The 10,879-nt window shown below is 64.0% G+C and carries 11 protein-coding genes; 4 read left to right on the top strand and 7 right to left on the bottom strand.

The annotated features are described in order from the left end of the window. The 7 genes from VFW84_RS12115 to VFW84_RS12085 all read right to left on the bottom strand — a co-directional run. A partial coding sequence (locus tag VFW84_RS12115) for a GDP-L-fucose synthase (protein WP_329680713.1) occupies positions 1-759 on the bottom strand: 759 nt, incomplete at its 3' end. 59 nt (positions 760-818) lie between these two features. Further along, positions 819-1,166 carry a DNA-binding protein gene (locus VFW84_RS12110; RefSeq protein ID WP_329680712.1) on the bottom strand — a complete coding sequence of 116 codons (348 nt, stop codon included), beginning with the start codon at positions 1,164-1,166 and terminating at the stop codon, positions 819-821. Further along, the gene (locus VFW84_RS12105) at positions 1,147-1,443 is read right to left on the bottom strand and encodes a toxin-antitoxin system TumE family protein (protein ID WP_329680714.1); all 297 of its coding nucleotides are present in this window, start codon (positions 1,441-1,443) and stop codon (positions 1,147-1,149) included. The genes VFW84_RS12110 and VFW84_RS12105 overlap by 20 nt, the downstream gene beginning before the upstream one ends. A gap of 71 nt (positions 1,444-1,514) precedes the next feature. Beyond that, on the bottom strand, positions 1,515-2,660 hold the full coding sequence (gene gmd, locus VFW84_RS12100; RefSeq protein WP_329680711.1) for a GDP-mannose 4,6-dehydratase: 1,146 nt from the start codon (positions 2,658-2,660) through the stop codon (positions 1,515-1,517). A 46-nt stretch (positions 2,661-2,706) separates the two neighbouring features. After that, positions 2,707-4,770, bottom strand: coding sequence for an acyltransferase family protein (locus VFW84_RS12095; RefSeq protein WP_329680710.1), 2,064 nt, complete (start codon positions 4,768-4,770; stop codon positions 2,707-2,709). Continuing rightward, the gene (locus tag VFW84_RS12090; RefSeq protein WP_329680709.1) at positions 4,767-5,435 is read right to left on the bottom strand and encodes a hypothetical protein; all 669 of its coding nucleotides are present in this window, start codon (positions 5,433-5,435) and stop codon (positions 4,767-4,769) included. Before VFW84_RS12090 ends, VFW84_RS12095 begins: the two co-directional genes overlap by 4 nt. Positions 5,436-5,455: 20 nt before the next feature. Continuing rightward, positions 5,456-7,315, bottom strand: a complete 1,860-nt coding sequence (locus VFW84_RS12085; RefSeq protein ID WP_329680708.1) for a cellulase family glycosylhydrolase — start codon at positions 7,313-7,315, stop codon at positions 5,456-5,458. Between the two features lie 177 nt (positions 7,316-7,492). On the opposite strand from VFW84_RS12085, the gene VFW84_RS12080 reads away from it, so the two are divergent. From VFW84_RS12080 to VFW84_RS12065, 4 genes are all read left to right on the top strand, one after another. Further along, the gene (locus VFW84_RS12080; protein ID WP_329680707.1) at positions 7,493-8,176 is read left to right on the top strand and encodes an exosortase C-terminal domain/associated protein EpsI; all 684 of its coding nucleotides are present in this window, start codon (positions 7,493-7,495) and stop codon (positions 8,174-8,176) included. A gap of 33 nt (positions 8,177-8,209) precedes the next feature. After that, on the top strand, positions 8,210-9,640 hold the full coding sequence (gene epsF / locus VFW84_RS12075) for a chain length determinant protein EpsF (protein ID WP_329680706.1): 1,431 nt from the start codon (positions 8,210-8,212) through the stop codon (positions 9,638-9,640). A 67-nt stretch (positions 9,641-9,707) separates the two neighbouring features. Then, on the top strand, positions 9,708-10,559 hold the full coding sequence (locus VFW84_RS12070) for a polysaccharide biosynthesis tyrosine autokinase (RefSeq protein WP_329680705.1): 852 nt from the start codon (positions 9,708-9,710) through the stop codon (positions 10,557-10,559). Beyond that, positions 10,559-10,879 (top strand): oligosaccharide flippase family protein (locus VFW84_RS12065; RefSeq protein ID WP_329680704.1); only part of this gene is annotated, 321 nt, incomplete at its 3' end. The genes VFW84_RS12070 and VFW84_RS12065, both read left to right, overlap by 1 nt.

The following is a 10,879-nucleotide window of genomic DNA, read 5'->3' as shown; positions in this document are numbered from 1 at the left end:
GACCACGATTTCGGCCAGTTCGCGGATGGTCACATCCATGCCGGTGCCAATGTTGACCAGGGGGCCGTCGTAGCCCTGCTCCATCAGGTAGACGCAGGCGTCGGCCAGGTCGTCGGCGTAGAGGAACTCACGCATGGGCGTGCCCGTGCCCCAGACCACCAGAGCGTCGTCACCGCGCCATTTGGCCTCGTGAGCCTTGCGGATCAGGGCGGGCAGCACGTGGCTGTTGTGGAGGTCGTAGTTGTCGTTGGGCCCATACAGGTTGGTGGGCATGACGCTGATGTACTGGCGGCCGTACTGCGCGTTGTAGGCCTCGCACAGCTTGATGCCGGCGATCTTGGCGATGGCGTAGGGCTCGTTGGTGGGCTCCAGCGGGCCGGTGAGCAGGTAGTCTTCTTTCAGGGGCTGGGGGGCCAGCTTGGGGTAGATGCAGCTGGAGCCCAGGAACATGAGGCGCTGCACGCCGGCCTCGTGGGCGGCGTGGATCAGGTTGGCCTCGATCATCAGGTTCTGATAGAGGAACTCGGCGCGGTAGATGTTGTTGGCCTGGATGCCGCCCACCTTGGCCGCCGCGATGTAGATGTAGTCGGGCTTTTCGTCGTGGATGAAGGTGTGCACGGCCTGCTGGTCCAGCAGATTGAGCTCTGAGCGGCCACGGGTGACCACGTTGGTGTAGCCCTTGGCTTGCAGGCGGCGCACGATGGCGCTGCCCACCATGCCTCGGTGGCCGGCGACGAAGATCTTGGCATCAAGCTGCATGGGGTTCATCCGGGATAGGGAATCGGTGGGAGTGATCAGGGCTGAAACGATCAAGGGGGCTAGGCAGCCTGAAGCATGAACTCGACCTTCACCGCATCGAATGGAAACTCCACCTGGCCCTCAGGCGAGCGGCAAAGGACACCAGCATCCAGCAGCGCGATCACGTCACCATGCACCGCTTTAACATCACGATGGACCCGACGTGCCGCTTCACGTATCGACATGGGCCCCGAGCCACACATGGCCTTGAGCAACTCCCAGCGCTTGGCCGTGAGAACCTGCCAAAGCAATTCAGGCGATGCAAAACCGATGCGAGCCTCTGCGTCTCCGCGTCCAGATGTCATGGCATGGGCGGCATCCGCCAAGGTATCAGCCAGGCTGCGTACTTCAAGAACGACCGTGTGCATGGTTCCACCTCACGATGTCAGCATTGAAGTCCCGCATCAATTGCTCGGGACTGGAAAAGACATAGGCCGATTCTTCGGCTTCGGAATGCCGATGATCGCCTTTGCCTCGTTCATTGTCGTACCGGAGCACGCATCTGCCTTGGACAACATACGCCAGCCGGTACTTGAATGGGTGCTCGGAGGGCTGAACTGGTTCCGGGACACGCCACACGGCGACTTCAGCAAAAGCGTCAGAAGCCAGAACAACGCGACGGCGAATCAGCGGGACAGCCTTCATGTTGGACATTGTGACAACACCCATGCGTGTTGTCAATAAAGACAACAGTTCCGGTCAGGGTGGAGTCGCAATCACTCGTAGTGATCAAAGGCCTGGAAGCCCGCGAGCTTGACCAGGCTGTCGCGCTTGGCCGAGGTGTAGTCGGCGCGCACCATCTCGACCACCAACTCCTGCAGGGTGGTCTTGGGGGTCCAGCCCAGCTTCTCTTTGGCCTTGGTGGGATCGCCCAGCAGGGTCTCGACCTCGGTGGGACGGTAGTAGCGGGGGTCGACCTTGACGACCACATCGCCCACCTTGCACTTGGCCAGCACTTCGCTCTCGCCCTTGGCATTGAGCACGGGCTCGACCTTGACGACCTTGCCGACTTCCTTTTCACCCTCGCCTTCAAAGGCCAGGGTGATGCCCAGCTCCTTGGCGGCGAATTCAACGAACTGGCGCACGCTGTACTGCACACCGGTGGCGATGACGAAGTCTTCGGCCTGCTGCTGCTGCAGCATCAGCCATTGCATCTCGATGTAGTCGCGGGCGTGGCCCCAGTCGCGCAGCGCGCTCATATTGCCCAGGTACAGGCAATCTTGCAGGCCCAGCGCAATGCGGCTGATGGCGCGCGTGATCTTGCGGGTGACGAAGGTCTCGCCGCGCAGCGGGCTCTCGTGGTTGAAGAGCACGCCGTTACAGGCGTAGATGCCATAGGCCTCACGGTAGTTGACCGTGATCCAGTAGGCGTACATCTTGGCCACGGCGTAGGGGCTGCGGGGGTAGAAGGGGGTGGTTTCCTTCTGGGGGATCTCTTGCACCAGGCCGTAAAGCTCGGAGGTCGATGCCTGGTAGAAGCGGGTCTTCTTTTCCAGGCCACAGATGCGGATGGCCTCCAGCAGGCGCAGCGCGCCAATGCCGTCGGCGTTGGCGGTGTACTCGGGCTCTTCAAAGCTCACGGCCACGTGGCTCTGGGCGGCCAGGTTGTAGATCTCGTCGGGCTGGACCTGCTGGACGATGCGCACCAGGCTGGTCGAATCGGTCAGGTCGCCGTAGTGCAGGACAAAGTTGCGGTTGTCGACGTGCGGGTCTTGATACAGGTGATCGATGCGGTCGGTGTTGAACAGTGACGAGCGACGCTTGATGCCGTGGACCTCGTAGCCCTTTTTGAGCAGGAACTCGGCCAGATAGGCGCCATCCTGGCCCGTGACGCCGGTGATCAGTGCAACTTTCTTTGTCATGGTGTCATTGTTCATGATGTGGGATGAATGACCACACTGTAGCGGCTCAATGCGCTGCCGTGCCAACGAATAACGGGGCAATTGTGGCCGTGAAATCCTCAAAGAGGATGGCATTGCCCCAGCCACTGAGGTGGTCGCCGTCGAAGAACAGAGGTTTGTCGCCCTGGAAAGCCCGGCAGGCGTCTCGCCCAGTACACAGGCGATCAAAGGGATCCCAGATCTGGGCACGGGGGCCCAGCGCAGTCACAACCTGCTGGATGGCAGCCAGAGCCGGGGCGCGATGGCGCTCCAGGACCTCGCGGGGCATGCTCAGGCCCGGCGCGCAGATGGGGTTGCCTTGGTTGAACCAGTCGGAGCAGCGGTATGGCGGGGCCTTGAAGACCGGCTTGGGTGCCTCGAAGACGATGAACACCCCGCGTTGGGCCAGGGGCCGCAGTTGGGCGATGGCCTCGTCGATGGCGGGTTGCTGCTGTTGCGCGCCCGCCGGGCTGCCCCAGTCCGCCGGTGTGGCCTGGGATTTCCATTGCTCAGAGAAGCGAGGCACGCGCAGCGAGGGCAGGAAGAGCACATCTCCCGGGCGCAGGACCTCCGTGAGGTGGTCCATGGCCGCACGGCTGTATTCCGCGCAGGGGGGCGACACGAGACGGTTGGGGGTGAGCAGATTGAAGATGGAGCAGCCGCCCTTGCTGAGCACGGTGACAGTGCGGCCGGTGTGCTCTGCCACGCGGCGCAGCAGGGGTGCGTAGGCATCGGCATGAGAGTCGCCCACGACGTAGAGCAAGGGCGCACCGGGCGGCGGTGGTGGGCAGGCACGGGGCTCGTAGCGGAAGAGATTGCCGCCGGCCATGGGCGCGTAGAGGGATTCGGATTCGCAGGTGCCCTGCCCGGCCTTGGCGCCCTGGCTGAAGGGGAACCAGGTGGCAGTGTCGCGGGTGACGCTGAGCGAGAGGTGCGTTTGCGCCTTGAACATGACGAAGCCCAGCGCCGCCGACGACGCCACCAGGCTCAGGCCGACCAGCACGACCTTGGGTTTGGTCGCTCGGCGGATGAACTGCGCCTCACGCAGGGGTTGCTCGACCAGGCTGTACGAGAGCATGGCCAGCACCAGGGCGGCCGCGGCGGCGCAGGCTTGCTGGGCGGGCGTCTCCAGCCCGACCGTCCAGCGCATGAGCACGAACACCGGCCAGTGCCACAGGTAGAGCGAGTAGGAGCGTTTGCCCAGCCAGACCATGGGGGCCGAGCCGAAGATGCGGGCGGCGGGGCCGTCGGGCCGGGCCACCAGCAGGACCAGCAGCGCGCCAGTGCCCAGCACGGGCAGCAGGGCCCAAGGGTAGGGAAAGGCGTCCTCGCGCACCAGCCACAGCGATGCCAGGACCGTACCGGCGACCAGCAGCGAGGCGCCCATGAGGACCGGGGCCGACCAGGTGCGCAGGTGCGCTTGCAGGGAAGGCAGCGCCAGCCACAGCAGCACGCCCAGACCCAGCTCCCAGTAACGTGCAGGCAGCAGGTAGAAAGCGCGCATGGGTGAGGTGCTGCTCCACCAGATGCAGCAGACCAGCGAAGCCAACGCCAGCAGCGCCAGGACAACGACACCGGCACGGCGGGTGAAAGCCTGCCGGGTGTGCACATAGCCGTAGATCAGCCAGGGGAAGATCAGGTAGAACTGCTCCTCGACCGCCAGGGACCAGGTGTGGGTGAAGGGGTTGAACTCGGAGCGGGGGCTGAAGTAATCACCCGCGACGGCACTGAGCGCCAGGTTGCTCAACCCGAAAAAGGCTGCCAGGGCCGTGCGGTAGTTGGCATCACTGAGCCAGGCCGGCGGGATGAACAGGTTGGACAGCAGGATGCTGACCAGCAGGCAAACCACCAGCGCGGGGCCGATGCGCACGACGCGCCGGGCATAGAAGTGCGCCAGGAAGGTGCCCAGGCCGCCCGCAGGCAGGCTGAAGACCGAGGCGGTGACGACAAAGCCGGAGATGACAAAGAAGATGTCCACGCCGACGAAACCACCCGGCACCCACGCTGCATCGAGGTGGAAGAGGAAGACCGCCAGAACCGCCAGGGCCCGCAGGCCATCGATCGAGGGGATGTAGCCGCCGGGTGCGCTCAAACCGTGGCCTCCCGTTCGATGCCCAGGCGCACCAGCAGGGTCCGGTCGGCCGCGGGGGTGGCGTGGGTGACTCGGACATCCGCCTTGGCGGCATTGGGCGATGAGGAGGCCCAGGGCGTGGCCACGAGGTCGGCGCCCGCCTCGGGGGCCATGGTGAGTTCGAGCATGGTGCTATTGAGCAGTCGCGCCTGGATGCGGCCCCTGGCGATGCGCCAGTGGTGGGATGCAGGATCCACCCCGGCGATGCCGGGTTCAGGCAGGTTGTGAAGGGTGGCCTCGACGCTGACGGGGTCGGCGCAGTCGAAGGCATGGCTGACGCCAGCTTCCCAGGCACGGTCCTGTCGCAGGGCGATCCAGAGAACGCGTCGTCGCCCCTGCGCGGTGTGGCTGAGGCAGATGCTGAGCTGGTCGCCGTTGAGGCAGGCCTCGTCGATGGTCTCGGAAGGCAGCAAGGGGTTGGCCGCACCGGGAAAGGCATCTCCCTGGATCAGCAAGGCACCTTGCTGCCCGCGACCGGGCGCAGACGGTATGGCGCCGCCCGGCTGAGGCACAGCGACCTGGGGCAGGTTCTCCGAGGACTGGCCTCGGTAAAGCACGACGGCGGAGCCAGCGATGAGCCCGCCAGCCACCACGGGCAGGCCAATGAGGACGGTTCTGCGGTCCATGTCAGGGGCGGCCTCCATGCTCACTCGGTGGACCCTGCAGCAGCCCGGCGCATGAGGGCGCGGATGCGGCCTTGCGGATCGACACGGAACATGTCGGCGGCGAAGTCCGGGCGTGCAGGGGTGAGGTAGTCAGAAAACCAGGCCCAGGAAAAGCCGCTTTGATGGCACATGCGCAGCACATCGCGCACGTAATCAACGCGGCTGGCCTGGTGGCGCTGGGCCAGTTCAGGGGTGATCACGATGCGAAAGCTCGCGATGGCGGGGGCCTGTGCGGCGGCCTCGAGCGAGGCATCGGTGGGCAGCCCGATGGACTCGACGGGCTTGCCCGGCATGGGGAAGCTGAAGCGGTTGTTGCGCCCGCGGTGAAAGCGCGTGGGGGCCTGAGGCTCGTAGCGTACCCCGTTGAGGGTGACGGGCACCTCGCGGACGTTGTAGGGGCTGCTGCGCCCGCCATGCAGTTGCACATCCATCACGACAGGCAGTGCAGAGTAGGGGCGCCCGGCCGAATCGATGAAGTTGTCGACGTCGATGATCAGGGGGGACTTGAGCAGCGCTGTGGCCACGCCGTCCTTCCAGGACAGGCCAACGATCTGGCGGGCAGTGACGTGCTCGCCCCGCACCGGGGAGGCCATGCCATCGGGCAGGCTGCGGATGAAATCCAGGCTGATGGCCGAGAACTCGCCCACAAAGACAGGCACGCCGAAGTCCTTGCGGAAGGCCGTGGCGCGCTGGCAGCTCTTGAGCAGTTGGGACAAGCCCTGACTGTAGTCGGCTCTGCGGATCTGGATGAGGCCGTCCCGCCATTCGGTCTCGTCCGCCTGCAAGGTCTCGCCAGCGGCGCCCCCCTTGGGGTAGAGCACGCCGGTAGTGTGGTACGCGAAGGCATCGACCCCCTGCAAGGCAAAGGCAGCCGGCAGATAGAAATGGAAGGTGTAGACCACCAGGCCACTGGGGTCGCGCGGCAGACCACTGCGATCGGTGGCCGAAAAGCCATCGCAGCGGTCCTGCCCATAGTAGGGGTTGAGACCGTGCACCAGCGCAGGGCGCAGGGGCGACCAGGAGCCGGGCCAGGGGGTGTTGTGGAGCTCGCGGTCCAGATCAGGCGCAGTCTTGACGCGGAAGATGTCCAGCCCGTCCGGGTGGGCGCCATGGATGGCGCTGACGATGACGGGCGTGCGGGTGTTGTGACGACGGATGGCGCTGATGCAGCGCTCCATGAGCCGCGTGTAGTGCTGAGGGTTGTAGTTGAGCTCGCTCTCTGGCTGGCCATTGGCGGGAGGGCGGCGCATGTCGCTGTGGAACATGCCACGCTCCTGGCCGTGGTGGATCTCGTAACCGGGGGCCGGCTCGTTGAGGAGCTCAAAGCCGATCAGGGCCTTGTGCTGCGGCCAGCGCTGGGCGGTGCGCTCCCAGAACGCCACCAGGCGGTGGTGACGCTCGATCTGGCGCCACAGGGCGCCGTGCTTGACGGCGTGGTACTGCCCGACACACAGGATGACCCCCAGGCCCAGTTGGGCGCATTGGTCAAGGATGCGGTCGATGTGCTCGGCCAGGGCCTTGAGCGTGTCCAGATCCGGATCGACCCAGCTGTGGATGGCGGTCTTGCGCGACGTGCGGGTGTCGCCCCAGCCGTCGCGGGCCACGACATCCACCTCGTGCAGGGCATCATCACCCTCGGCCAGGGGCCACAGGTCAAAGAGCACGCGGATGGCGTTGTGACCTGCCTTGGCCGCGATATTGCGCAGCACGGGCCGCTGGTCAGACATCGGCCGGCTGTCATATTTGGGCAGCGCCACGTCCACCAGAATATTGGTCGCCGCGATGCGCCCGGCCTGCCACAGAGCCCAGGCGTTGTCACTGTCGACCGGAAAAGCAGGCATGAAGAAAGGGCAGGGTCTGTCGATGCGAAGCAGACAATGTACACCGTCACTCCCCCCCATATTCAGGCCCCACGAGGGTAAATGCCTAGTACAAATACGGACTGATCACGGAACTTGTGAAGCTGCCAAGCGACAATCACAGACCGACTTGTCAACCCCATTGCCCATCGTTTCCGCATGAGTCAACGTCTATCTGCTTCGATCGTGATTGCCGCCATCATGATGGTGGGCAGCATCGCGGGCGCCGTGGCACTCAAGCCCACGGTTCACATTGCTGACCTGAAGCCCAAGCTGGTGGTCAAGGACGTCTTTCCGACGCAATTTGCCGACTGGAAGGAAGTACCTGGCGTTCAGCAGGTGCTGCCCGACCCCGTGGCTCAGGCCGTGATCGACGCCACCTACTCCCAGACCCTGGCGCGGGCTTACATCAACAGCAAGGGCCAGGTGATCCTGATGTCGATTGCCTATGGCAGCGACCAGAACTCCGAATCCACGGCCGCCCACCGGCCCGAGTTCTGCTACGTGGGTCAAGGTTTCACGATCACAGACAAAGGCGCACGCGAGGTGGAGGTCGGCCACCACAAGTTCCCCGTGCGCCTGCTGACAGGTGTGCGCGAGGGCTATGTGGAGCAGATCTCCTACTACGTGACCCTGGATGAAACCGCCACGCTGCCCGGCCTGGGTCGCAAGCTGGCTCAGTTGAACTACGGACTGCGTGGCAAGATTGCAGACGGTATGCTCGTGCGTATTTCGACGCCCAATGTGTCGGAAGCCGAAGCCGTCGCCATCCACAACCGGTTCTTGCAGGATCTCAATCAATCCTTCCCCTCTGCTTTCCGCTCCAGGGTATTTGGCGCCTGATCGATAAAGATAAAGATAAGTACAAGGATTTCTATGTCGTTTTCTCAAATCATCGCCATCTTGCGAGCACGTTGGGGCATCGTTGCGTCGATCATCTCGCTGGCCTTGCTGAGCACGCTGGCGCTCAACATGATCCTCAACAAGCGCTACACGGCGACCGCCGTCGTGATGCTGGACATCAAGTCGCCTGACCCGGTGGCCGGCATGGTGCTGCCCGGCATGATGTCGCCCACCTACATGGCCACCCAGGGCGATGTGGTCAAGAGCCAGCGCGTGCTGGATCGGGTCATCACCAATCTGAAGCTGGACGTCAACCCTCAGTTCCAGGCTCTGTGGCAGAGCACGACCAAGGGCAAGGTGCCCTATCGCGTGTGGCTGGCTGATCGCGTGAGCTCCTCGCTCAAGGTGGATCCAGCCCGCGAATCCAATGTGATCTCGATCGAGTACACAGCTGACAGCGCTGACCAGGCTGCCATTTTTGCCAATGCCTTCACAGGCGCCTTCATCGAAGTGAGCCGTGACCTGCGCTCCGAGCCTGCACGCCAGTTCGGCTCCACCTTCGAGACGCTGGCCGGCCAGTTGCGCAAGCGCCTGGAAGCCGCCAATGCCAAGCTGACCCAGTACCAGCGCGACGCCGGCCTGATGGCCACCGACGAACGCCTGGACGTCGAAACACAGCGTCTGGCTGAACTGTCGTCCCAGGTGCTTCAGCTGCAGGCCATGACCACCGACTCGGAAGCCCGTCAGGCGACGGCACGTTCGCGTGGCACCGACTCCACCGTCGAGGCATCCAACAGCGCCGTCGTGGCCCAGATCAAGAGTGACCTGATCCGCGCCGAGGCGCAGTTGCAGGAACTGCGCAGCCGTCTGGGCGATGCCCACCCGACCGTGCAGCAGCAGCTCTCGAACGTCGAGTCCCTGCGTACCCGCCTGAATGCGGAGTTCGGCCGGGTCAACAGCATGATCAGCACCAGCGGCTCGATTCAGGCCACTCGCCTGGTTCAAGCCAAGGCTGCCCTGGAAGAGCAGCGCGCCAAGCTGCTCAAGCTCAAGGAGCAACGCGCCGATGCCAGCATGCTGACGCGTGACGTCGAGAACCTGCAGCGTGCCTATGACGTGGTGCAAGGCCGCGTGTCACAAGCCACCATGGAATCGGCCAGCGCACAGACCAATCTGTCGGTGATCCAGGAAGCCATTCCACCCGCCTCGGCGTCGGCCCCCAAGAGCTGGCTGAATCTGGGCATTGCCATGATCCTGGGCACCTTGATTGCCTGTGCCACCGCCATGGCCGTGGAGTTGATCGATCGTCGCGTGCGCAGCAACGAAGATGTGCTGCGTGAACTGGGCGTCCCGCTGGTGGGCGTGCTGCTCAAGACTGAAAACGCACCGAAAGGCCTGCTGACGCGCAAGGCCCCGCCCTGGGTGATTCAGCGCAATCTGCCCTCCGCCCTTGGCGCCCGTTGATCCTCAGCATCCAGCATTGACCATGTACTCTCAAGTCATTCCGAGCCAGCTCCCCCCCGATGCCGCGATGCCGAACCCCGGTGAAGGGCAATCCATTGGCGACATCATCCGTCAGACCAACAATCTGTCGGCCGAACAGGTCGAGCGCATCCTGTCCTATCAGATGCAGAACGGCGTCAAGTTCGGTGAGGCCGCCGTGGCCCTGGGCTTTGCCAAGGAAGAAGACGTGCTGTGGGCTCTGGCCCAGCAGTTCCACTTCCCATATGTGAACCAGGCCAACCGCAAGATTGCCGCCGAGGTGATCGTGGGCACCAAGCCCTTCTCGGATCAGTCCGAGTTGTTCCGCGCCATGCGGGGGCAGTTGCTCAACACGGTGTTCTCCAAGGAAGAAGGACACCATGCCCTGGCCGTGATCAGCCCGGAGTCTGGTGACGGCAAGTCCTACTACGCCGCCAACCTGGCCGCGGCCCTGAGCCAGTTGGGTGGACGCACGCTGCTGATCGACGCCGATCTGCGCTCGCCCCGTCAGCACGAGATCTTTGCGATCGAAAGCAAGGTGGGCCTGAGCAGCATCCTGTCGGGCCGGGCTGAGTCCCGCCTGATCCACCCGGTCGAAGAGTTGCCCAGCCTGCATGTGCTGCCCGCTGGTGTGGTGCCTCCCAACCCGACCGAACTGATTCAACGCCCGACCTTCGGTCTGCTGGTCAAGGAATTGACCACCAAGTTCGATTACGTGATCGTGGACACACCAGCAGCCTCTCTGGGCAGCGACGCCCGGGTCATCGCGACGCATTGCGGCGCGGCGCTGGCCGTGTGCCGTCGACACAAATCGAGAATCGACGCCTTGCAGGCCCTGCTGTCGCCCCTGACCATCAGTTCCTCTGTGGCACTTGCTGGCGTGGTGGTGAATGAGTTCTGATGGCATCAGATCGCTTCGCGTCGGTCTGGGCGATCCTCGGTGGCGCAGGGTCGCGGGGCGTGTCCTTCCTGTTCTTTCTGCTGATCGCGCGCGAAATCTCCCCGCATGAGCTGGGCGTGATGGCCATCGGCCTGGCGATCAGCACGTTCATCGATGCGATCAATGAGCTGGGCATGGTCGAGCAGATGGTTCGGCAGACCGACGAGGCCTCCAGCCTCCTGAGTTCGGTCTTCTGGCTGCAGTTGGGGTCAGGTGCGCTGAGTGCCTCCGTGCTGCTGCTCGCCAGCCCATGGCTGGTGGCCCATTACGGTGAATCGCAA

The organism is Aquabacterium sp. (assembly GCF_036279655.1).
Lineage (GTDB): Bacteria > Pseudomonadota > Gammaproteobacteria > Burkholderiales > Burkholderiaceae_C > Aquabacterium.
Note: the sequence above shows the minus strand (reverse complement) of the source record. Positions and strands in the feature narration are given on the sequence as shown.

Excerpts from the sequence above, each read along its gene's own strand:
- VFW84_RS12110 (WP_329680712.1), bottom strand. The coding sequence starts at position 1,166 with ATGCACACGGTCGTTCTTGAAGTACGCAGCCTGGCTGATACCTTGGCG.
- VFW84_RS12105 (WP_329680714.1), bottom strand. The coding sequence starts at position 1,443 with ATGAAGGCTGTCCCGCTGATTCGCCGTCGCGTTGTTCTGGCTTCTGAC.
- gmd (WP_329680711.1), bottom strand. The coding sequence starts at position 2,660 with ATGACAAAGAAAGTTGCACTGATCACCGGCGTCACGGGCCAGGATGGC.
- VFW84_RS12090 (WP_329680709.1), bottom strand. The coding sequence starts at position 5,435 with ATGGACCGCAGAACCGTCCTCATTGGCCTGCCCGTGGTGGCTGGCGGG.
- VFW84_RS12085 (WP_329680708.1), bottom strand. The coding sequence starts at position 7,315 with ATGCCTGCTTTTCCGGTCGACAGTGACAACGCCTGGGCTCTGTGGCAG.
- VFW84_RS12080 (WP_329680707.1), top strand. The coding sequence starts at position 7,493 with ATGAGTCAACGTCTATCTGCTTCGATCGTGATTGCCGCCATCATGATG.
- epsF (WP_329680706.1), top strand. The coding sequence starts at position 8,210 with ATGTCGTTTTCTCAAATCATCGCCATCTTGCGAGCACGTTGGGGCATC.
- VFW84_RS12070 (WP_329680705.1), top strand. The coding sequence starts at position 9,708 with ATGCCGAACCCCGGTGAAGGGCAATCCATTGGCGACATCATCCGTCAG.